This window comes from Blautia acetica (assembly GCF_038739805.1).
In the GTDB taxonomy this organism is placed as follows: Bacteria; Bacillota; Clostridia; order Lachnospirales; family Lachnospiraceae; genus Blautia.
This window is the reverse complement of record NZ_JBBEWO010000002.1, coordinates 166,010-188,268: the sequence shown is the minus strand read 5'-3', so window position 1 is coordinate 188,268 and position 22,259 is coordinate 166,010. Positions and strand designations below refer to the sequence as shown.

The 22,259-nt window shown below is 46.9% G+C and carries 23 protein-coding genes; all 23 read right to left on the bottom strand.

From position 1 onward, the window contains the following. Nucleotides 1–35: 35 nt before the first annotated feature. Nucleotides 36–818 carry a Nif3-like dinuclear metal center hexameric protein gene (locus tag WBS51_RS02265; protein WP_173749106.1) on the bottom strand — a complete coding sequence of 261 codons (783 nt, stop codon included), beginning with the start codon at nucleotides 816–818 and terminating at the stop codon, nucleotides 36–38. Continuing rightward, nucleotides 805–1,512 (bottom strand): tRNA (adenine(22)-N(1))-methyltransferase, encoded by a 708-nt coding sequence (locus tag WBS51_RS02260; RefSeq protein WP_173749107.1) that lies wholly within the window; start codon nucleotides 1,510–1,512, stop codon nucleotides 805–807. Before WBS51_RS02260 ends, WBS51_RS02265 begins: the two co-directional genes overlap by 14 nt. A gap of 11 nt (nucleotides 1,513–1,523) precedes the next feature. Continuing rightward, nucleotides 1,524–2,648 (bottom strand): RNA polymerase sigma factor RpoD, encoded by a 1,125-nt coding sequence (rpoD, locus tag WBS51_RS02255; protein WP_173749108.1) that lies wholly within the window; start codon nucleotides 2,646–2,648, stop codon nucleotides 1,524–1,526. Nucleotides 2,649–2,732: 84 nt separating this feature from the next. Further along, nucleotides 2,733–4,520 carry a DNA primase gene (dnaG, locus tag WBS51_RS02250; protein WP_173749109.1) on the bottom strand — a complete coding sequence of 596 codons (1,788 nt, stop codon included), beginning with the start codon at nucleotides 4,518–4,520 and terminating at the stop codon, nucleotides 2,733–2,735. Nucleotides 4,521–4,535: 15 nt separating this feature from the next. Beyond that, nucleotides 4,536–5,555, bottom strand: coding sequence for a deoxyguanosinetriphosphate triphosphohydrolase (locus WBS51_RS02245; RefSeq protein WP_173749110.1), 1,020 nt, complete (start codon nucleotides 5,553–5,555; stop codon nucleotides 4,536–4,538). A 91-nt stretch (nucleotides 5,556–5,646) separates the two neighbouring features. After that, on the bottom strand, nucleotides 5,647–6,480 hold the full coding sequence (locus WBS51_RS02240; protein ID WP_173749111.1) for a deoxyribonuclease IV: 834 nt from the start codon (nucleotides 6,478–6,480) through the stop codon (nucleotides 5,647–5,649). A gap of 95 nt (nucleotides 6,481–6,575) precedes the next feature. Then, nucleotides 6,576–8,129 carry a putative bifunctional diguanylate cyclase/phosphodiesterase gene (locus tag WBS51_RS02235; protein ID WP_294460967.1) on the bottom strand — a complete coding sequence of 518 codons (1,554 nt, stop codon included), beginning with the start codon at nucleotides 8,127–8,129 and terminating at the stop codon, nucleotides 6,576–6,578. A gap of 70 nt (nucleotides 8,130–8,199) precedes the next feature. Next, nucleotides 8,200–8,487 (bottom strand): HPr family phosphocarrier protein, encoded by a 288-nt coding sequence (locus tag WBS51_RS02230; RefSeq protein ID WP_173749113.1) that lies wholly within the window; start codon nucleotides 8,485–8,487, stop codon nucleotides 8,200–8,202. A gap of 36 nt (nucleotides 8,488–8,523) precedes the next feature. Next, complete coding sequence (locus WBS51_RS02225) at nucleotides 8,524–9,126, bottom strand: ribonuclease H family protein (protein WP_291682145.1); 603 nt, start codon at nucleotides 9,124–9,126, stop codon at nucleotides 8,524–8,526. A 5-nt stretch (nucleotides 9,127–9,131) separates the two neighbouring features. Continuing rightward, nucleotides 9,132–9,944, bottom strand: coding sequence for a glycerophosphodiester phosphodiesterase family protein (locus WBS51_RS02220; RefSeq protein ID WP_173749115.1), 813 nt, complete (start codon nucleotides 9,942–9,944; stop codon nucleotides 9,132–9,134). 3 nt (nucleotides 9,945–9,947) lie between these two features. After that, entirely contained in the window at nucleotides 9,948–11,234 is a 1,287-nt protein-coding gene (locus WBS51_RS02215) for an MFS transporter (RefSeq protein WP_173749116.1), read from the bottom strand. Nucleotides 11,235–11,407: 173 nt separating this feature from the next. Further along, complete coding sequence (locus WBS51_RS02210) at nucleotides 11,408–12,580, bottom strand: NAD(P)-dependent malic enzyme (protein ID WP_173749117.1); 1,173 nt, start codon at nucleotides 12,578–12,580, stop codon at nucleotides 11,408–11,410. 25 nt (nucleotides 12,581–12,605) lie between these two features. Continuing rightward, nucleotides 12,606–13,562, bottom strand: coding sequence for an L-lactate dehydrogenase (locus WBS51_RS02205; RefSeq protein WP_342694037.1), 957 nt, complete (start codon nucleotides 13,560–13,562; stop codon nucleotides 12,606–12,608). A 16-nt stretch (nucleotides 13,563–13,578) separates the two neighbouring features. After that, complete coding sequence (locus WBS51_RS02200; protein ID WP_291682151.1) at nucleotides 13,579–13,965, bottom strand: hypothetical protein; 387 nt, start codon at nucleotides 13,963–13,965, stop codon at nucleotides 13,579–13,581. 127 nt (nucleotides 13,966–14,092) lie between these two features. Continuing rightward, nucleotides 14,093–14,623, bottom strand: coding sequence for a Holliday junction resolvase RecU (locus WBS51_RS02195; RefSeq protein ID WP_173749120.1), 531 nt, complete (start codon nucleotides 14,621–14,623; stop codon nucleotides 14,093–14,095). 12 nt (nucleotides 14,624–14,635) lie between these two features. Beyond that, complete coding sequence (gene lepB / locus WBS51_RS02190) at nucleotides 14,636–15,175, bottom strand: signal peptidase I (RefSeq protein ID WP_291682152.1); 540 nt, start codon at nucleotides 15,173–15,175, stop codon at nucleotides 14,636–14,638. Further along, on the bottom strand, nucleotides 15,172–16,152 hold the full coding sequence (locus WBS51_RS02185; protein WP_173749122.1) for an RluA family pseudouridine synthase: 981 nt from the start codon (nucleotides 16,150–16,152) through the stop codon (nucleotides 15,172–15,174). The genes lepB and WBS51_RS02185 overlap by 4 nt, the downstream gene beginning before the upstream one ends. Before the next feature lie 8 nt (nucleotides 16,153–16,160). Continuing rightward, complete coding sequence (locus WBS51_RS02180; RefSeq protein ID WP_173749123.1) at nucleotides 16,161–16,778, bottom strand: hypothetical protein; 618 nt, start codon at nucleotides 16,776–16,778, stop codon at nucleotides 16,161–16,163. Nucleotides 16,779–16,783: 5 nt separating this feature from the next. Further along, nucleotides 16,784–17,593: an SDR family NAD(P)-dependent oxidoreductase gene (locus tag WBS51_RS02175; RefSeq protein ID WP_302702693.1), complete on the bottom strand. Its 810-nt coding sequence runs from the start codon at nucleotides 17,591–17,593 to the stop codon at nucleotides 16,784–16,786. Further along, on the bottom strand, nucleotides 17,562–19,475 hold the full coding sequence (locus tag WBS51_RS02170) for a YgiQ family radical SAM protein (RefSeq protein ID WP_291682155.1): 1,914 nt from the start codon (nucleotides 19,473–19,475) through the stop codon (nucleotides 17,562–17,564). Before WBS51_RS02170 ends, WBS51_RS02175 begins: the two co-directional genes overlap by 32 nt. After that, complete coding sequence (locus WBS51_RS02165; RefSeq protein ID WP_173749126.1) at nucleotides 19,472–20,155, bottom strand: HAD family hydrolase; 684 nt, start codon at nucleotides 20,153–20,155, stop codon at nucleotides 19,472–19,474. Before WBS51_RS02165 ends, WBS51_RS02170 begins: the two co-directional genes overlap by 4 nt. Next, nucleotides 20,148–20,864, bottom strand: a complete 717-nt coding sequence (locus tag WBS51_RS02160; RefSeq protein ID WP_173749127.1) for a pseudouridine synthase — start codon at nucleotides 20,862–20,864, stop codon at nucleotides 20,148–20,150. The genes WBS51_RS02165 and WBS51_RS02160 overlap by 8 nt, the downstream gene beginning before the upstream one ends. Continuing rightward, nucleotides 20,864–22,258, bottom strand: coding sequence for an RsmF rRNA methyltransferase first C-terminal domain-containing protein (locus WBS51_RS02155; protein ID WP_420314201.1), 1,395 nt, complete (start codon nucleotides 22,256–22,258; stop codon nucleotides 20,864–20,866). The genes WBS51_RS02160 and WBS51_RS02155 overlap by 1 nt, the downstream gene beginning before the upstream one ends. Between the last annotated feature and the right edge of the window lies 1 nt (nucleotide 22,259).

The window sequence follows — 22,259 nt, the reverse complement described above, 5'->3', positions numbered from 1 at the left end:
ACTAAAACCCTCATTGTGTTTCTGAAAACCCTGTTTTAAAGTACTCTGCAGGGGTGCGAAACTTCCATGGTTTCCACCTCCAAATCCGGTGTCATCTTCCGCAGCTCCTGTTTCATGTATTCCATAAAAATGTATTCGGTACCATAGTGACCTGCGTCGATGACCGCCACTCCCTGCGCCACCGCATCTATGGAGGAATGGTAATCCATATCTGCTGTCACATAAACCTGTGCCTTCTGTCGGAGTACCTCTTGCATCAGGCTCTTACCGGAACCGGTACAGACTGCCGCTTTGCGCACTTTCTGTTCCGGATTGCCATACAGCTTTACAAAAGGCAGGTCGTACTGCTCTTTCACAAATCTGCCGCATGCTTCCAAAGTCATCTCTTCGGGCAGCATTCCCACTCTTCCAATGCCTTCCCGGCGGTTCTCTTCTTCAAACGTAACCTCCAGTACCTGCCGCTTTGTGAGCTTCAGCAAATCTGCGCTGAGGTCTGCCATTCCCAGCACATCAAAATTCGTGTGCATGGCATAGTAACAAATGTGATTTTCTATGAGTTTCAAAATGCGTCGTCCGATAAAATCTCCGGCTGTTACCTGCTTCATTCCTGAAAAAATCAGAGGATGGTGGGTAATCATCATATCCGCCCCTGCTGCAATGGCTCTGTTTAAGGTTTCATCCGTCACATCCAGCGCCAGAAAGATTTTCTTTACCTCCCACTCTCTATCCCCTACAAGAAAGCCGGAATTATCCCAGTTTTCTGCAAAAGACACGGGATATTTTTCTTCTATTTTCTCTATAATTTCATTCGCCTTCATAATAAGCCAGCGCCTCTTTTCTCTGTGCAATTTCCTGCTGAAGTTCTGCAGTCCTCTTTTTTGCAGATTCTGTTTCTGATTTCTGCAGGCTTTCTAAAAGCTTTTCTGCCTTTTGCTGCTGCCCCTTCAGATACTGCTTCAAAACAGGGTGCTTCTGTCTTAGAAGTTCTCCGCCGTATACATATTCCACCTCTGTCTTCCAGGACATTTTCCCATGTACGGCTTTCATCATGGGATAATATTTTCCCTCTTCTTCTATCATGTCCTCCTGCACGATCCGGTATCCCTGCTGTGCCAGAAACTTGCGGAAATGGGCAATTTCGGACTGGGGCTGCAAAATCAGTTCCGAAATCTCCAAAAGAACCTCCCGTCCCTCCAAAAGAATCTTTTCCATTAAAGGACCGCCCATGCCAGCAATCACCACACTTTGGACTTCTCCTCTTTTCAGAGCCTGCACACCATCTGAAAGACGGGTTTCTATGTAATTTTCCAATCCCCATTCCCGAATATGAGCTTTTGCCCGCAGCAGAGGACCCTCGTTTACGTCCATGGCAATGGCCTTCGGAATCTGTTCCTTCTGCAGCAGATAAATGGGGATATAACCGTGGTCACAGCCTACGTCTGCCAGCACACAGCCCTTCCCCACAAATCCGGCAACGGCTTTCAGCCTTCTGGAAATTTGTAGTTCTCTCATACGATTCTTCCTTAATCCAGATAATCTTTCAGCTTGCGGCTGCGGCTCGGATGGCGGAGTTTTCTAAGAGCCTTTGCCTCAATCTGACGGATACGCTCTCTGGTAACGTTAAATTCTTTTCCTACTTCTTCCAGGGTTCTGGCTCTTCCGTCATCCAGACCGAAACGCAGACGCAGCACCTTCTGCTCTCTCTCTGTCAGGGTTCCCAGAACCTCTACCAACTGTTCTTTCAAAAGAGTAAAGGCGGCGGCATCTGCAGGAACCGGCACATTGTCGTCCTGAATAAAATCTCCCAGATGACTGTCTTCCTCTTCACCGATAGGGGTTTCCAGAGAAACCGGCTCCTGGGAAATTTTCAGAATTTCCCTTACACGGTCTACGGACATATTCATTTCCTTTGCAATTTCCTCAGGCTGAGGCTCTCTTCCCAGTTCCTGCAAAAGCTGGCGGGAAACACGAATCAGCTTGTTGATAGTCTCTACCATATGCACCGGAATACGAATGGTTCTGGCCTGGTCTGCAATTGCTCTGGTAATGGCCTGACGAATCCACCAGGTTGCATAAGTGGAAAACTTATATCCCTTACGGTAATCAAATTTTTCCACCGCTTTGATAAGACCCAGATTTCCCTCCTGAATCAAATCCAGGAACAGCATACCGCGTCCCACATAACGCTTTGCAATGCTGACTACCAGACGAAGGTTGGCTTCTGCCAGACGTTTTTTCGCACTTTCATCTCCGTTTTCCATTCTCTTGGCCAGAGTGATTTCTTCCTCTGCACTTAAAAGAGGCACTTTTCCGATTTCCTTTAAATACATACGAACCGGGTCTTCAATGCTGACGCCTTCCGGAACGGAAAGGTCAATGTTTTCCATATCTACTTCGTCTTCTTCGCTGAGATTCAAATCATCGTCATCCCCGATAATCAAATCGTCCATATCGTTGTCCTGAATCCGCAGCACGTCAATGCCGTTTGCTTCCAGGAAATCAAAGACCTTGTCCAAATGTTCCGGGTCCAAAGGAAAATCCTTAAAGAAATCATTGATTTCCTGATACTCCAGTACATTTTTCTTCTTTTTAGCCAGTTCCATGAGTTCTCCCAGTTTCTCACTGAATTTCGCCATGTTCATTTCCATAAATGTTCCATCCTCTCAATTCTTTACTCTATAAGTTTTTCCATGTGTTCTTACTTTTATCTGATTTTCTTCTATATGGTTTCCTCAATCAAAGGAAATATGCAGGGTAACTCTGCCCCGCTCCAAATCCTCCAGCCTCTTTCTGGCCTCTACGATTTGCTGCAGCCCTGCCAGGTCTGTCGGGGCCAGATGTTCATTCTTCCATGTAATGCTGTCCCTCTTTAAACGGCACACAGTTTCCAATACAGCCTTTCTGGCCTCTTCCTCCCCTTCCAAATGCAGGGTTGCATGAAAAAGGGCGGTGACTTCCTTCTGCTCCTCCGGGTCTGAAAACTGGTTCAGCAGTCTGGCGGGATTTACCTCTCCCTCCTCATGCTGCGCAAAGACCAGTTCGGCTGCCCGGTGATACAGAGGCGTGACAAAATCCTCCGGTGTGATGTAACCTGCAATGGTGTCAAACATAGAAGGATAAGAGGTCAGACAGGTCAGCATCAGCCGCTGGGCTTTGCGTCCGCCGTCCTCCCTGCTGTCCTTTTTCCCGCCTGTTTCCCGGATACGGGGTGTACGGGGCTGGGAAGACACAGCCGAAAGAGCCATATTGTTCACCATTTTTCGCAAGTCTTCAAATTTAATCTGATAAATACCGGAAAGACTTTCTATATAATTATTTCTCTCCAGTTCCTCCGGAAATTCCAGCAGCTTTCTGGCTATCTCCCGGAAAAATGCCGTTTTGCTCTCCGGGTCAGATAAATCATATTGTTTTTCTAAAACCCGTATTTCAAACAAAAACGCATTTTCTGCTTCCTCCAGGCGTTTCTCAAAGGTCTCTCTTCCCTCTGCTTTGATAAATTCATCCGGGTCTTTATAAGGGGTCAGATTGACCACTCTCGGCCGGATTCCTGCTGCCTTTAAAATCGGAATCCCCCGAAGGGCCGCCTTCTGTCCCGCCTCATCGCTGTCATAAGTCAGAAGCACCTCTTTTGTATACCGGCTCATGAGGCTGGCATGCCCCGAAGTCAGGGCCGTTCCCAGAGACGCCACTGCATTGTTGAAGCCAGCCTGATGCATGGCAATGACATCCATATATCCCTCACAGATGATGAGATAGGGTTTTCTGGAGGTTCTGGCAATATTCAGCCCATACAGATTCCGGCTTTTATCAAAAACCTTTGTCTCCGGAGAATTCAAATACTTTGGCTTGGCGTCTCCCATAACACGGCCCCCAAAGCCAATTACCCGGTTGTTCACATCCATAATGGGAAACATGACACGATTCCAGAACTTATCCTGCATGCCTCTTCGTTCCTCGATATGAAACAGCCCTGACTCCTTTAAAAGCTCGTCCGTATAGCCCTTGCTCTTTAAATATTTGTAAAGCGTACCGGAATACTTGGGGGAATAGCCCAGCCCGAACTTTTTAATGGTTTCATCGGAAAGCTGACGGTTTTTCAGATAATCCAGTCCCTGCCTGCCACTTTCCTGCCAAAGCTGATAATAATAAAAAGAAGCCGCCCGCTTCTGTATCTCCAAAAGCCGGGACTTCAAATCTGCAGACGCCCTGGCCTCTTTGGAAAATTCCTCTTCCGGAAGCCTCACTCCGGCCCGCTCTGCCAGATATTTTAATGCCTCTACAAAATTGTAGTTTTCATATTCCATAATGAAGGTGAAAACATTTCCTCCTGCCCCGCAGCCAAAGCAGTAATACATCTGCTTGTCCGGGCTGACGGAAAAGGAAGGGGATTTCTCATTGTGAAAAGGACACAGTCCGAAATACGAACTGCCCTTTCGCTGCAATTTCACATATCCGGAAATCACATCCACAATGTCATTTTTCATACGGACTTCCTCTATGATTTCATCGGAATAATACATACTGCTCCCTCATTTCTACTGCCCTTTTCCAGGAACGCTCCAGCCTCTGGGAATAAAGATATCCCGAAATTTTTCTAAAGAATACTGGTCTGTCATTCCTGATATATAATCACATACTACTCGCTCTTTCGGTTCCTCCTCATACAGAAGTTTCCGATATTCCTCCGACATTTTCTCCGGATATCTGCTGTAGTACAGATACAATTCTTCCACTACATGCTCTGCCTTTTCTTCCTCTCCCTTTGCCACAGGGTTCAGATACACATCCTGAAACATCAGGGCACGGATATCCCGAAGCCCCTCCTCGATTTCCGGTGACATGGAAATCCGGTCTTTTCCCTGACTGTGTTCCACAATGTCATGGACAAAGGTATTCAGCCGTTCCCTGGTGGTATATCCCAGCAGCATGCGAAGGGTAATAGGAATATCATCTTCCGTAATAATCCCCGCTCTCTGGGCATCGTCCATATCATGGTGAATATAGGAAATCTTGTCACAGTAGCGCACCACCTGTCCCTCCAGGGTGTGAGGCGTACCGCTGGTTCTGTGATTTAACATCCCGTCCCGGACTTCCCGGGTCAGATTTAACCCTCTGCCGTCCTTTTCCAGACGCTCCACCACCCGGACACTCTGTTTATAGTGGGCAAATCCCAGAGGGCATACCCGGTTCAGTGCCCGCTCTCCTGCATGCCCAAAAGGCGTATGACCCAAATCATGGCCCAGGGCAATGGCCTCTACCAAATCTTCATTTAAGCACAGCGCCTTTGCCACGGTTCTGGCTGTCTGAGAAACTTCCAGGGTATGGGTCAGACGGTTCCGGTAATGATCCCCCTGGGGCGCTAAAAACACCTGGGTCTTGTCTTTCATTCTGCGAAAAGACTTGCAGTGGACAATCCGGTCCCTGTCCCGCTGGTATACAGTTCGTATATCACATTCCGTCTCCTGCCGGTCCCTTCCCTTAGAACGGATACTGCAGGACGCATAGGGATTTAAAAACTGCAGTTCCCTTTGTTCCATTTGCTCGCGGATATTCATAGGCAGTCACCTGTCTTTCTTCAAAAGAATCTTTCACAATAATTATTTCCGATTCCTTGGCGATTTCCTTTTTTTCTTTTCAAAAAACCCATTATTCTTTATAAGCTTCCCGCAAAAGTGCAATTTCTCTGGCATATCCCTCTAAATCATTGGGCGTTTCCAGATAAAAAGGCAGATGCGAAAGGGCCGGATGGTTGATGACACGGACAATGGCTTCCAGCCCGATTTTCCCTTCCCCGATTCTGGCATGGCGGTCCTTGTGGCTGCTCAGGCCAAACATACTGTCATTTAAGTGAACAGCCCTTAGCCGGTTCAGTCCGATAACCTTATCAAATTCTGTCAGAACACCGTCCAAATCCGTTACAATATCATAACCGGCGTCATACACATGGCAGGTGTCCAGGCACACGCCCATTTTTTCCTGCAGTTCTACCCTGTCCAGAATTTCCCGCAGTTCTTCAAAATTTCTTCCCACTTCGCTGCCCTTCCCCGCCATGGTTTCCAAAAGTACCGTGGTACTCTGATCCTTTTTCAGCAGTTCATTGAGCATTTGGGCAATATAGGCAATGCCCGTCTCTGGCCCCTGTTTTACATGACTGCCCGGGTGAAAGTTATAGCAGTTTCCCGGCGTGTATTCCATTCTCTGCAAATCGTCCCGCATGGTGTTTACTGCAAATTCCCGCACACTCTCATCTGCGGAGCAGGCATTTAAGGTATAAGGCGCGTGGGCCAGAATCTGCGCAATCCCCTGCTCTTTTGCTTTTTTATGGAAAATTTTTACATCTTCGGGATTGATTTCCTTTGCTCTGGCGCCCCTGGGGTTTCTGGTAAAAAACTGAAAGGTATTGGCATGGATTTTCTCCGCCTCCTTTGCCATGGCGGTATAGCCCTTTGCTGATGATAAATGACAACCAATAGTCAGCATCTGATTCCTCCTTGTGTTGTTCGTTTTGTATTTACAGTTTCAGAAAGAAACAGAGCTTGCTGCAAAATGCAGCAGCTCTGTTTAGCTGCAGGGATTTACCCCCCCCCGCACATATTTATCTCGAAATCGGGAAAGACAAACGTATCCGCCCAGGTTTCAAACTCTTTTAAGGGCAGGGGTCTGGAAAAATAAAAACCCTGTATCACATCACAGTGCATGGAGTTCACATACGCCAGCTGCTCCTGTGTTTCAATCCCCTCTGCTACGGTTTTTATATGCTGGCTCTCTGCCAGTTCCTGAATACATGCGATGATACTTCTTGCCTTTTCGCTGTGCAAATCCAAGAAAAACGAACGGTCCAGCTTCAGTACATCAATGTCAAAATCCTTCAACATAGTGAAAGACGAATAGCCTGATCCAAAATCATCCAGAGAACAAAGAAATCCCTGCTCATGCATAATCCGGATTCCCTCCTCCACCCTGGACAAATGAGCATGCTCCAGAAACAGCGTCTCTGTGACTTCAAATTTCAAAAGTGATTTATCCACCCTATAATCATCTGCAATACGGATAAAATCTTCCATAAAATCTTCTCTTGCAAAATGACTTCTGGAAAGGTTTACGGAAACCGGATATAATTTTTTCTTCTCCCCTTCCCTCTGCTTCAGCCATCTGCAAACTCTTTCAAAAATATACTTTTCCAATGCCTGGATTTTTCCGCTGTTCTCCAAAAGAGGAATAAATTCCGAAAGCGGCAAAATCCCTCTTCCCGGATAATCCCATCTGACCAGTGCTTCAGCTCCCTTAATTTTTCTTTGCTGCAAGCTGACTTTGGGCTGCAGATATACCTGAAACTCTTCATCAGCCAGCGCTTGGACAAAGCGGTTATTCATTTCTCTTTCCCTCTGCTGCTTCTGTGCCACCTCACAATTATAAAAAGCGCACTTTCCCGCCTCTTTTGCGGTCTGGCTCTTTAATGCAGCTCTTGTCTGGTCCTGAATCACAGTGATATCTGTCCCGTTATCTTTCACAAAGCTGGCGCCCAGACGAAATTTCACTCTATACCTGGGCAAATCCGTATATTGAAAAGAATTGATTTCCCTTATAATTTTCTCCATCCGTTTCTGGAGCTTCTGTGGTTCTCTTTCCTTCAGGCAGAGAAAAAAATGATCCATTTCTGTACGGGCGGCAAACTCATATTCCTCTTTGTCCAGAAATTTTTCGATTACCGTGTAGAAATATCGCAGCATTTTGTCTCCATTCTGCTTTCCCAGGGTTTCATTAATCTGTTTAAAATCCACAGAATCCATGAAAACCAACGCATACTGATCAGCCTTTTGTTTTCTGCACAGTTCCTGATAGCGCATGGCAAACTCCATTTTATTAATGCCTCCGGTAATTTCATCTGAAAACGCCAGCTGCTCCAGTCTTTTTCCGCTTTCGTTATAACTCTTAAAAAGCAGAAAAAAGAGGATTCCAAAAACCAAAAAACTAATAGCCAGTACCCCTGTCATTTTCCCTATACAGGCCTCCTGCTTTCTCATATACAGCATACCGTATAAGCCATACCCTATAATTCCCAGCGCAAGAATACCCAGAACCCAGAGGTAGTACTTTATTTTCTTTCTTGCCCGGGAAAGTCTGTCCACATATCCCTTCCGCTGCTTTCTGTAAGATTTTATCTTTCTTCTGTCCTCTCCCGTCCATTTTGTGCGGAGCCTACTTTTTCAGGTTTTCTCCCAGACCGCTCTCTACTGCCTGCACAGCAGCCCGAAGGGCTTCCTTCTCGTCTTTTCCCTCACAGGTTATTTCAATCTCCTGTCCCTGGCGAACGCCGGCCGCCACAATACTCAACAGGCTTTTCAGATTCACCGTACCCTTTACATTATTTTTTTCATATTGAAACTGCACAAGCGCATCATATTTCAAAATACTGTTTGACAAAACCGTAGCTGTTTTCAAGTGCAGTCCTGACGGATTCAGGATTTTCACTTTCTGACTTACCATATGCCATCCCTCCTTTTCTTTTTCTTTCACAACCCTTTACCTGATGCCAAGGGCTGCCTTTGCCAGAGCATCCACTGCCTCGTTCAGTTCCACTCCGCTGTGTCCCTTTACCTTGTGGAAGACAACCTGCACGTTTTTTAAACTGTCGAAGTACGCTTTATAGCGGATGGTTCCCGGTCTATTGCGTTTCCACTCTCCCGTGGCCCAGGACTCAATGCCCTGATAATCGTAATACAGGTGCAGAAGGGGAATTTTGTGTTCCTCACAATATGCCATGGCTGCCATAGCCCCCTCCAGCTCTCCTGCCACATTTCTCATACTGATATCCTCAGTTCCATAAAAAGCCTTGCTCATTTCTATCTTTTTTCCCTGCCAGAGCAGAATACAGCCATAAGAATATCCCTTCTTTGCCGCATCAAAGCTGCCGTCCACATAAGCCGTACAGCCCTCGGATTCTTCCTGCTCTGCAGGGGAAACCTTTCCCGTCCCCTGCGTAAGATACTGCTCTGCTTCCTGCAAAGTGGGAAAACTTTTATACTGCGCTCCCGGAAATCCATTCACATTTTTTCTGCACTCCTCCCAGGTGAGAAAAATTCCCGTTGTCTTTCCTTTTTTTACTGCATAAACTTTTTTTGCCATGTGTCCTACTCCCGTCCATTCTCCGGCCGGAACCCTTCAAAAATCCAGGCGTCAAACTGTCCTCTGCAGCGTTCCAGCTGATTTTTGCTCTTTACGGTCCAGGCATAAGCCGGACACCGAAAGAGATGTCTGCATATCCATAAGGATACTGCATGCGGACTTCTGCAGTCATAAGCAATAAAGTCCGGTTTCGTAAGGAAATTTAAGAGCAAATGCCGCAGGATGTAATACTGCGGCTTGCGCCACCCTTCTTCCTTCTGGTAATTCATGGAAAGCTGTCCCCTGCACACCTGGGGCCTGTGTTTCCGATACCACAAAAGCACCTGGGGATGAAAGGATTCTATACAGTACGCTCCATGATACTGTTTCAATATTTCATCGGTCTTTTCACAGATTTTGCTCTTTTCTTTGTATTTCAGTTCAATAATCAGAGGTACTTTTCCATCTACCACCTTCAGCACCTCTGTCAAAAGAGGAATCCTCTCTTTTGAAAAAAAGATAGGGTACTGCTGCAGTTCTTCGTAAGTGCATGCGTCCACTTCTTTCTGCACATTGCAGTTTCTCCGCAGATGAAAGTCGTGGGTCACCACGACCTGGTTATCCCTGGTAAGCTGCACATCCAGTTCAATCCCATACCCTGCTTTCACTGCTTTTTCAAAAGCCGCAAGGGAATTTTCCGGCGCATTTCCGGCATTGTTGTGCAGCCCTCTGTGGGCATAATATGTCTCCCGGCTCTTCTGCGGTCTGTGAAATATTCTGGGCATAACAAGCGCCAGATAACCCAGTCCTGTATACCCCATAATCTTCTTTTTGTTCATATGCTAATCCTCCACATCAAAATGCTCTAAAACACTTTTCTTTTCCTGTGGTCTGCTGTCCCCGTGGTGTACCATACTCATGGTCACCATGGCCATGCAGGTGAAAATGCAGGCATAAGGGAAAAGTACACGGTAAGATATATGCTGCATGAAAAACCCCGAAAAAACAGGGGTAAATATCTGGGCAGCCATGGAAAAGGTGTAGTAGACACCTGTGTATTTCCCCACATCTCCCAGAGAGCAGATTTCCACTACCATAGGAAGGGAATTGACACTGACAGAAGCCCAGCCCATGCCAATCAGCACAAAGCCTATATTAATAGCAGGATGATACACCGGGAAAAAGGCTGCCCCCAGATAGCTGAGGAGCAAAAGCACCAGACCTCCCTGGATACACTTTTTCCTTCCGAATTCTTCCGACAGAAAGCCAATGGGAATATAGCTGACAATGGCTGCTGCGGTGGCTATCATCAGGCAGTCCGCAAACCCGCCGCCCTCCAGCTTCCACACCTTTACCGCATATCTGGAAAAGGCAGTCGTCACGGCATTATAAGCAGTAAACCAGAAAAAGATGGAAAGCAATATCATATACAGACTTTTCTTCACTGGTTTTGGAAGTTCGCTGGTATGGGCTGCAACAGCTTCTCCCTGTTCTTTTTCTTCCTGTATCTCTTCTGCTGCAATCTGTGCCGCCAGCTTTTTCTCTCTCACCGTAAGCAGCAAGAGCAAAACGGCCGCTGTCATAATAAAGGCTACGCCTGCAAAAACTCCCGTATAGTCCGGACGGCTGCCGTCTTTTACCAGAAAACGAATCAGCAGCAGCGTATACACACCCCCTACCGCTCCCATAAGATTAATCACTGCATTGGCCTTGCTTCGCAAATGCTTAGGTGTCAAATCCGGCATCAAAGCCACTGCCGGAGAGCGGTAAAGTCCCATGGAAACCAGCAGTACGGCCAGACAAACCACAAACACAAGAAAATTTTCTGTCCGGTCTGCCCCCGGCAGTATCATCAGAAAAACAATCGAGATACCCGTTCCTGCCAGTATAAAAGGCGTCCTCTTTCCCAGAGGCGTATCCGCCTTGTCCGAAAGAGTGCCGAAAAAAGGAAGCAGAAACACAGCCAGCACATTATCCGCGGCCATAATCATTCCCGTGAAAGTTTCATTCAAATGAAACGTATTCTGCAATATCAGCGGAATGATATTGTCGTACATCTGCCAGAAAGCACAGATGGAAAGAAAGGCCAACCCGATAAAAAAGGTGCGGCGGTAATTCAGTTTTTCCATAGTATTCCTCCCCCATAAATTCCCGAAAACAGGAATCCTTTTCTGTAATACGTTTATTTTATCATAGCAGGGCGAAAAAGCATAGAAATTTTTCTTTGCACAGCAGAAAAAGTGCAGCCTCTGTAAAAAGCTGCACTCTTTTGGTTACTTTCTGTATTCTGTTTTCTGTCTTATCAGATTCTTGCCACACCTGTTTTTTTAGCAGCTTCTGCTACAGCCTTTGCTACAGCCGGAGCTACTCTCTTGTCAAACGGATTCGGAATGATGTAATCCGGAGACAGTTTATCCTCTTCTACCAGCTCAGCGATGGCATAAGCAGCTGCCACTTTCATTTCATCGTTAATGTCTTTAGCACGCACATCTAAAGCGCCGCGGAAGATACCCGGGAATGCCAGTACGTTGTTAATCTGGTTCGGGAAGTCGCTTCTTCCGGTTCCCACAACAGCTGCACCTGCATTTTTCGCCAAATCCGGCATGATTTCCGGTGTCGGATTTGCCATTGGGAAGAGGATTGGTTTTTCTGCCATGTTTCTTACCATTTCTTCCGTTACTGTTCCCGGAGCGGATACACCGATGAAGACATCCGCGCCTTTTAATACTTCCTCCAGAGTTCCTTTTTCCATGTTCTGGTTGCAGATTTCTGCCATTTCCTGTTTCTCAGCGTTTAAGTTTTCACGACCTTTGTAGATAGCGCCCTGTCTGTCGCACATCACCACGTTTTTCAGTCCCAGGCTTACCAAAAGTTTGATAATGGCAATACCGGCTGCACCTGCCCCGGAGGTTACCACTTTAATTTCATCCAATTTTTTGCCTGTTAATTTCAATGCATTGATCAGCGCTGCTGCAGTTACCACAGCAGTACCGTGCTGGTCATCGTGGAAAATCGGAATATCACAGCATTCTTTTAATTTTCTTTCGATTTCAAAACATCTCGGTGCAGAAATATCTTCCAGGTTTACACCGCCAAAGCTGCCAGCCAGAAGACTTACGGTTTTTACAATGTCGTCTACATCTTTGGAACGTACACACAGCGGAAAAGCGTCTACATCGCCAAAAGTTTTAAACAGCGCGCATTTTCCTTCCATAACCGGCATACCTGCTTCCGGTCCGATATCACCCAGTCCCAGAACGGCGGTTCCGTCTGTGACAACGGCTACCATGTTGCCGCGGCGTGTGTATTTGTAAGACAAATCCACATCTTCTGAAATTTTCAGACATGGCTCTGCAACGCCCGGTGTATAAGCAACGGACAGTTCTTCCGGTGTCTCGATTTTTGCTCTGCTGATAACTTCAATTTTTCCCTGCCAGTCTTCGTGCTGTTTTAATGCAAATTCTTTTTTATCCATGGTTTTAATCTCCTTTTCTGATGTTTTACTGTTCTTTTACCTGTGCCCAGAAATCTTTCAAAAGCTCTACGGAACGGTTCATAGCTGCTTCTTCTTCCTCATTCATAGGAATTTTGAAAGCTGCTTCAATGCCTTCCCAGCCCACACGGCATGGAAGGGATACGGCAACGCCTGCCCACTTGCCAAAGCTTTCGTCCAGCATATGTGCTACCGGAAGAATTGCGCTGTTGTCCTTCATAATGGTTTCTACAATGGTGGAAACCGCCATGGCCACACCATAGAAGGTTGCGCCCTTTAAGCCAATAATTTCTGCACCGCCGTTTTTGGTATGTTCTGCCAGTTCCTCTTTGTCAAGAGTAATTCCAACCTGCCTTGCGTACTCTTCCAGAGGAAAGCCTCCTACCGTTGCAGAGCTTAACACAGCCACCTGGCTGTCTCCGTGCTCTCCTGTAATATAAGCCTTTATATCCTCTACATTTACATGCAGTCTGGAACTTAAATTATAGCGAAGTCTTGCGGTATCCAAAGAGGTTCCGCTTCCGATAACCCGGTTTGCCGGAAGTCCTGATGTTTCCAGAACCGCCATGGTAGTAATGTCTGCAGGATTGGATACCACCAGAATCAACGGATTTTCCGCACATTTCATAATGTTCTCTGTAATGCTCTTTACAATGGATACATTGGTTTTTGCCAGTTCCAGACGTGTCTGTCCCGGTTTTCTGGCAATTCCTGCTGTGATAATGATAATCTGTGCATCCCGGCATTCCTCATAACCGCCCTGTCTAACCCAGACCTGCTTGTGGAAACTGGTTCCATGGGCAATGTCAATGGCCGCTCCTTTTGCCCGGTCTTCATTGACATCAATCAGTACAATGTCGTTGGCCTGTGCTCTTACCATCAGGGTGTAGGCAATGGCCTCACCTACATTCCCTGCACCTACTACTACAATTTTGTCTCTATGCGTATTTTTCATTTTTCTCATGCGCTCCTTTTTCTTTTTATGCCCTGCCCTTTTCGCTGTGCTGCAAAAAAGGCGGCGCTCTTAAAGCGCTCCGTATAGTGCTGGTTTCCCTTGGCCGAATCCATCCGCAGTTCTGCTTACTATAGCTGCAGACCTCCTCTGGCTTCTTCCGTCCCCCCGCTTGCTGCCATACAGCCTGCTGCCCAAACGTAGCTTTCCCTTTTTTCACTCCGTAGAGGAGATGTTTTACATCTCGATGTACCAGAGCATGTCCTACAGGTCTCGTCCGTCGTTCCAATCCTTCTTCTGCGCTTTCCTGCTCTTTCGGCTGTACCGCACTGTCCTGTATACAAAAAATGGTGGTCTGTGCCAACAGAAACACAGAAAGAAATGTCCACGTCAGTACCTGTTTTCTGCCCTTCATGTGTCCACCCCTTTCTCTGCTTTTATGCACAACCACCAAATTCCTCTTTGTTAAAAAATTCACTTTTTAGGAAATTCTAACATAAAGTCTTGAGAGTGTCAATTCTTCTTTTTATTTATTTTACCCTTTATCTGCTCTCCAAATCTTTCTGTATTCCCTCCAAAAAAGGAACCATAATACTGCCTGTCCTCTGCAGAAACCACCGGGGCGAAAGTTCGCTGTATTTGAAGTGTTTCCTTCCCCCATTCTGCCCCCGTTCCCAAAAGGCATACATCTCTTGAAAAGGCATGTAATAGATTTCATCTCTGTGAGAAAAATAGAGAATCAAAAAAGCAATCCCCTGCTGCTTCTCAAAGTCTTTCATAAACTCCACCTGATGAGCATGAATATTCTGCAGGGGAAAATTATCTGTGCAGCACTCCTTTGCGTCAAAACACACTGGAATTCCCTGGACAGCCCCAATATAGTCCACCGTACTTTTCTGGTCAAAATAGGCCAGGGTAATGTGACGGCTGTTCTGGTCAATGCGCACCGGCGTAATGGGGGTGGGCACTTTCTGAATCAGCGCCAGCTTTTTCTCCCTGTACTGCTGACAGGTTCGGTTAATCAATTCCTCTAAGGTAGAGCCGCGAAGCCCTCTGGAACTCCATGTAGCCATAATGCCGCCTTTCTATTTCAGAACCTCAATGCCCGGAAAATACCGCAGCACTGCCTTTCCCAATATCTTTTCTTTCTTCACATAGGGATTGTCCCACATACGGGAATCCCTGGAATTATTCCGGTTGTCCCCCAGCATGAAATAACAACCCTCCGGTACAGTGTATGGTCCAAAGTTTCCCACAGGGGTTTCAGGGGTAAAGCTGTCATCCAAAGGCGTATCCGAACCATTGATATACACCTTTCCTTCCCGGATTTCCACGGTTTCCCCTGGCAGACCGATAACCCTTTTGATAAATCTCTGACTTTCATCATCCGGATACTTAAAGATTACAATATCAAATCTCTCCGGATCGTCAAACAAATAGGCCAGACGGTTTCCGAAAATCCGGTCCCCGGTCATAATGGTGTTCTCCATGGATTCTGAGGGAATCACCGCATTAATCAGCAGGAAATTGTCCACCACCAAAACCACAATGACAACAAAAAGTATCATTTTCACATACTCCCACAGTTCCTTCCACAAAGATTTTTTCTTAAATGGTTTGCTCATAGCTTCATCTCCCTTATGTTTATCCCTTTTAGCACCTGCTGAAACAAGTCGGGTACCGGTGCCGTCACTTCTTTTCCCGCCAGATTTTCCAATCTCTTTTCGGACTTTGGAAATTCCAGCTTCCAGGCATGCAAAAGCTGATACTGCACCCCATATTTTTGGCAATACTTCTCATTCACCCTGGCGTCCCCGTATTTAAAGTCTCCGATAACCGGATGCCCCGTACCTGCCAGATGGCTTCGGATTTGGTGGGAACGTCCGGTTAAAAGCTGCACCTTCAAAAGCGTATCCCCATTATCCCCCACAGCCAGCGGCTCGTATTTTGTCTCAATGGGCAGACTTCCCTCTCTTTTCCGGCTGCACAGGGTCACTTTGTTCCGCTTCTCATCTTTCCACAGATACCCCTTAATATGGGCTGCTTCCCGGATTTCTCCTTTTACCAGAGTCAGATAATATTTGTGCATACTTCTCTCCTGAAAACACCGGGACAATTCCTGCAGACCCTGTACGGTTTTCCCGGCCGCCACCAGACCGCTGGTATTTCTGTCCAGACGGTTGCACACACCGGGACGGAAAGTCCGCAAATCCTCTTTGGTAAGGCTTCCCGTCTCCAGCAGATATCCGGTGAGATATTCCACCAGAGAAACATCCTCCTTTTCTGCTTTCTGAGACAGCATACCCGCCGGCTTGTTCACAAAAAGTACCTGTTCATCTTCATAAACAATATCCAAAGCCGTTTTTTCTCCCTGTTTTACCTGTCCGCAAAATTTTTCCAGCGTTTCCTCGGAAAAAAACAGCTTCACCACATCTTCTGTTTTCAGTTTTTCGCTTCCGTCTGCCTTCTTTCCGTTTAAGGTAATATTTTTCTTGCGGAGCATTTTATAAATAAAACTTTTTGGAGCTTCCTTTAAATACTTACCCAGAAATTTATCCAGCCTCTGTCCGCTTTCCATTTCTTTTATGATTAACTGCTTCATACTTTCTCCTACAGGGAAATTGCGTGAATCACCCGCATGATTTTCCCGTTTCTCGTCAGATTGGGTTCTGCCGGGTCCGGACGGAATTTTATGTCTTTTTCCAGCGATTCCCTGTGTTCCCACATGGAATCCAGACGGGACGTGTAATCCCCAAGTCTGGTGAAAATTTTCACGCTGACATAAAAACCGTTCTGCCGCAGAATGTCCTGTATATGTTTTTCTGTAAAAGCCGTATCCGTCTTTGCTCTGCTGGTGTATCCCACAACCGTATTGCCGCACACAGCAATGGAATCCACGAAAGACTGTTTCTCATAGGCGGAAATCACCAGTTCATAGGAACAGGTCAGTCCCTTTTTATGCTTTTCTATCTGTTCGTAGTCTTCCCGTTTCATGGGCTTCTGCATATACATCATAATCATGCCCACAGCAAATTTGCACGCAGGAAGACAGGCAACTACAGCTACAACAGTAAAAACGGTATTTCTCGTTCTGTGAATATATAAACCTGTAAAAAATACCAGAAGGGGGGCAAGAAGCGCCAGTATCGTATACAGGGTCCTCTTTTTCTGCTGGCTTTTGATATAACCGTAATCGCCCTTCTGTATTTTCTGTTTTGTTTTACTCATGTTTTCTATGCTCCTCTTTTGTCTCCATACATACACCTCATAATCATCCTGTGCGGAACTATTTTGCAGAAAATTCTGGTAACCTTCATGGAAATGCCGTACACGGAAAGTTCTCTGCCTCTTTCAGCATCCTTTAAAGCTTTTTTTACCACCTTTTTTGCAGAAGCAATAAAGGGTTTCTTGTATGCAGGCATCTGCTCTTTTCCGCCCATCTTATCCAGAAACGGCGTATCCACCGGTCCGGAACACACTGCCGTTACTCTGGCGCTTCTCTTTAGTTCCACGTTCAGAGCCCTGGCAAAGCTGAGTACATAAGCTTTTGAAGCCGCATAAACCGCAAAACCCGGCTGCGGCACAAAAGCCGCGCCGCTGGCCAGTAAAAGAAGGTGCCCCTTTTTGCAGTAGGGAAGACAGAGTTTTGTCACCGCAGTAAGCGCCGTGCAGTTTAACTCAATCATGTTTTGCAAATCAGACAAACCGGTTTCTTCCACGGTTTTCTGCACTCCTGCTCCGGCGCTGCACACCAGCCAGGCTATCCTGGGACGTTCCTGTCTCAGAGCTGCTGCCAAAGTATCTAAATCCTTTGGACTGGTAATATCCAATGCAAAAACCCTCACCTTGGAAACCTCTCTTTGCAGTTTCTCCAGTGCTTCCCGATTTCTGGCTATTGCCCACACTTCTTCTATGAAAGGCTTCTGTTCTCCTATCTGCCGGACAAATTCCGTTCCCATGCCACAAGAGGCTCCGGTCACCACCGCAATGGTTTTTCCTGTTTCCATTTTCTCACCTTCCACCTGATTTTTTCTTATGCACATTTCGTATGGATTTTTTCTTTCTGCCGTTTTCCCTGCTGTTTACCTGTTTCTTCTGAAAATCCCGGACATGTTCTTTCTCCGGTTTGCCTTTTCCGCCTCTTGGCCGAATCAGACATTTTTTATCAAAACCAATCAAATCGCTTCTGCCGCTCTTTAAAAGGGCTTCTTTTACCAGTTCATAGTTTTCCGGATTTTTGTACTGGAGAAGGGCTCTCTGCATGGCCTTTTCCCTGGCGCTTTTCGGTACATAGACCTTTTCCCCGGTTCTGGGGTCCAGCCCGGTGTAATACATACAGGTAGACATGGTAGACGGTGTGGGATAGAAATCCTGCACCTGCTCCGGCATAAAGCCCATATCCCGCACATACTCTGCCAGCTTCACAGCCTCCTTTATGGTACAGCCCGGATGAGAGGACATGAGATACGGCACTACAAACTGTCTTTTCCCGGATTTCTCATTGGCCCGCTGGAATTTTTTCAGAAACTCTTCGTACACCTTATGTTCCGGTTTTCCCATATAGTACAACACCTGGTCGGATACATGTTCCGGCGCTACTCTTAACTGTCCGCTGACATGATAAGCAGCCAGTTCGTTTAAAAATTCCGGCGAAGGATCTGCATTGACATAGTCGAAGCGAATACCGGAGCGGATAAACACTTTCTTAATTCCCGGCAGATGGCGCAGCTTCCGAAGAAGTTCCAGGTAATCCCTGTGGTCTGCCTCCAGATTTTTGCAGGGCTTTGGAAACAGACACTGCCGGTTGGTACAAATCCCCTTTGTCATCTGCTTTTTGCAGGAAGGGTGACGAAAATCTGCTGTAGGGCCGCCCACATCGTGAATATACCCCTTAAAGTCCGGCTTCTCTCTATAACTTTCGGCTTCCCGCAAAATGGACCCGTGACTTCTGGTCTGGACAATCCTTCCCTGATGAAAAGCCAGAGCGCAGAAATTACAGCCGCCAAAGCAGCCCCGGTTGCTGGTGATACTGAACTGAATCTCTTCAATAGCCGGAATTTTCCCCTGCTTTTCATACATGGGATGATATGTTCCCATATACGGCAACTCATAGACCTCATCCATTTCCTTCTGTGTCAATGGTTTTGCAGGGGGATTCTGTACCACAAACCCTTTCGTTCCATAGGATTCTGCCATCACCTTTCCGGTAAAGGGGTCTGTATTCTCATACTGAATCCGAAAACTCCCGGCATAGGCTTCTTTTTTTGCAGATAACGCTTCAAAAGAGGGCAGCAAAATCCCCTCCGGCGCTTTTTTTGCCTTATACACCGTCCCCGGCACAAAAGTAATAGAACTTACAGGAATTCCCTTATCCAGAGCCTCGGCAATTTCCAGAATACTGTGTTCTCCCATACCGTAAGAAATCAAATCCGCTCCGGAATCCATAAGCACAGAACGTTTCATGCTGTCTGACCAGTAATCGTAATGGGCCAGTCTGCGAAGAGAAGCCTCAATGCCCCCCAGAATCACCGGCGTGTCCTTATACGTCTGACGAATCAGATTGCCGTAAACCGTCACCGCCCGGTCCGGGCGCAGCCCCATCTGTCCGCCCGGAGAATAGGAATCCTGCCTTCGGTGCTTTTTCGCCACGGTATAGTGGTTCACCATAGAATCCATATTTCCTGCAGAAACCAGAAAGGCCAGCCTGGGCTCTCCAAAAACGGAAATGCTCTCTTTTTTCCGCCAGTCGGGCTGGGAAATAATACCTACGGAATACCCCCGGCTCTCCAGAAGACGGGTAATAATGGCCGCTCCAAAGGAGGGATGGTCTACATAAGCGTCTCCGCTGATATAGACAAAATCCGGCTGCCAGATGCCTCTCTCTTCCATTTCCGCTCTGGTGACAGGCAAAAATTCTCTGCTCATACACACGCTCCTTTTTGTGCTTCATTTTCCAGAACTTCCAGATAATCCTGCACATACCAGTCCGCCAGTTCCCGCTTCTGTCTCTCCTGCTTTTTACTGTAAGCGTCTTCTATGGCACAGACTTTCATGCCCGCCCGCTTTCCGGCCAGGATTCCCATGGGAACATCTTCAAACACCAGACAGTCTTCAGGCGCTGCTCCCAATCCCTGAGCAGTTTTCAGGTATACATCCGGCGCAGGCTTGCTCTTTGGCACCTCGCAGCAGGTGGTAATACAGTCGAAATACGCTTCTATATTATGTGCTTTTAAAACCTCTGCAATCAGTTCCCGGCTGTTGCTGGAACTGATTCCCACAGAAATTTTCCGCTTCTTTAATTCTTTCAGAAATTCCAGAGCCCCCGGTTTTAGGGGAACCTCATGACAATATTTTTCCCTGGACATCAAAAGCCAGGTCTCCTTAATTTCTTCCAGGGAATCTTCTATCTGAAACCGCTCTTTGAAAAACTTTGCAGTTTCTGTAAATCCCATGCCTTCCAGTTCATCCTGAAAAGCCTCTAAATCTTCCGGTATGGAAACTTTTTTTGCCGCCAGATATTCCATGTCAATGGACTTCCACATCCACATGGAATCCACCAGTGTGCCGTCCAAATCAAAAATAACGGCCTTTATGTTCTCAAGCATGTTCCTTCAACCTCTCTATTTCTTCCTGAGTTAATTCCCGGTACTCTCCCGGCTGCAGCTTTTCGTCCAACTGCAGGCTGCCCATGGACAGCCGCTTCAAATACACCACTTCATTGTCCACAGCCTGAAACATTCGTTTCACCTGATGAAATTTCCCCTCCCGGATGGTCAGCAGTACCTGGTCTTTTTCTCCCTGATACCAGTTAGCTGCGGCAGGCAGAGTTTTCTCTTTTTCTCCAATATCCACGCCGCTTTCCAGCTGTTTTAATTCTTCTTCAGACACCGAATACCGCAGCTTTACCAAATAGGTTTTATCTACATGTTTTTTCGGCGCCAGCAGATTGTGAGCCAGTTCCCCGTCGTTGGTAATCAGCAGTAAACCTTCCGTATCCTTATCCAGCCGCCCTACCGGAAACAAATCCTTCCGTTTTTTGGAGACAAGCAAATCCAGCACGGTTTTGTCCCGCTTATCCTCTGTGGCAGACACCACGCCCTGAGGTTTGTGCAGCATATAGTAAGAAAACGTTTCATAAGCCAGACACTTACCGCCGGCCGCCACCCGGTCTTCTTCGATGTCAATTTTATAGTCCGGAGTCTTTACAATTTCCCCGTTTACCGTCACGCTTCCCTTGCGAATTTGCTGCTTTACCTGGGAGCGGGTGCCAAGACCCATATCTGCCAGATATTTATCCAGTCTTATTTTTCCCATTACTGTAATCTCCAACCTGCATAATACTTGTTCTTCAAAATGCCCCTGTCCAGCTTGCCAAAGCCCAGCGGAAAGCCGTCCACACACACTAACTGCCAGCCTTTTGCCTGTGCCGGCTCCTGCTCGGATACTTCTATGGTCTCTCCCTTTAAATACTTTACAGTACGTACATCGTCTCCGGAAAGCCAAATGCAGGAAGCAAAGGTTTCCGGAGAGAGAGCCATAGCCAGAGCCTGGCTGGGTTCAAAACGATTTTTCTTGATATCCCCCAGATACAGCCCGGTGCGCAGATAGCGAAGTCTGGGCATCTGCACCTCTTCTGGCAGGAAATACAGCCGGTCTTTTTCTATCTGAAAACGGCCCTTGTTAAAATCCAGAGATACCAGTTTTAAAAATTCCTCCACACAGGCAGGCAAGTCTGTTTTTTTCTTCTCACCTGCTGCCTTTGCACCATTCCTGTCCTCCTCTTTGAGTCCTTTTTTCCGCAAAAGCGCAGCAAAATGTCCTTCTCCCGGCATTCTATGAGGAAAAATACGGATACAGGAAGCCAACTGCCGATTCACTTCCTCCGAAACCTCTTCCAGAGGAAATCCATGGACAAAGCCTTCATACCATACCGGAGTAACCACCTCCATATCCTCTCTTCTGCTCAAAAGATGGGCAATCACTTCCTCATTTTCCTTTTTGGAAAATGTACAGGTGGAATACAGCAGCATACCGCCGGGACGCAGCATTTGGGCCCCCTGCTCCAGAAGTTTCTTCTGAATCTCAGCATAGTAAGCGGGCGGTTTTTCCTCCCAGTATTCTGCCATTTTAGGCTCTTTATGAAACATGCCTTCCCCAGAACAGGGGGCATCAATTAAAATCTTGTGAAAAAATTCCGGAAACTGCCTGGTAAGCTTTTCCGGGTCTTCGCTGGTAACGTAAATATTCGGAATTCCTGCCAGTTCCAGATTTTTAAGCAGCGCCTTGGCACGGCTGTTGCTGATATCATTGGCAAGCAAAAATCCTGTTCCCTTCAGCTTCGCTCCCAGTTCCGTGGCCTTTCCCCCCGGCGCGGCACACAAATCCAGCACATAGTCCCCAGCTTCTACGGGTAGACGGCTGGCCGGTGTCATGGCGCTGGGCTCCTGCAGATAGTAAAGCCCTGCAAAGTAATAAGGATGGCGGGAGGGCGGCTGACTGCTCTCCCTGTCTATGTAGTATCCGTTCTCTATCCAGGGTACCTGCTCCTTTCCAAAAGGAGTCATACTCTCCCACTTTTCCTTTGTCAGCTTATAAGTGTTCACTCGCATTCCCTGCCTGAGAGGCTGTTCATAAGTCTTCAGATACGCCTCAAATTCCTGCCCCAAAAGGCCTCGCATTTCTTCTTCGTAATCTTTCGGCAACTTTATC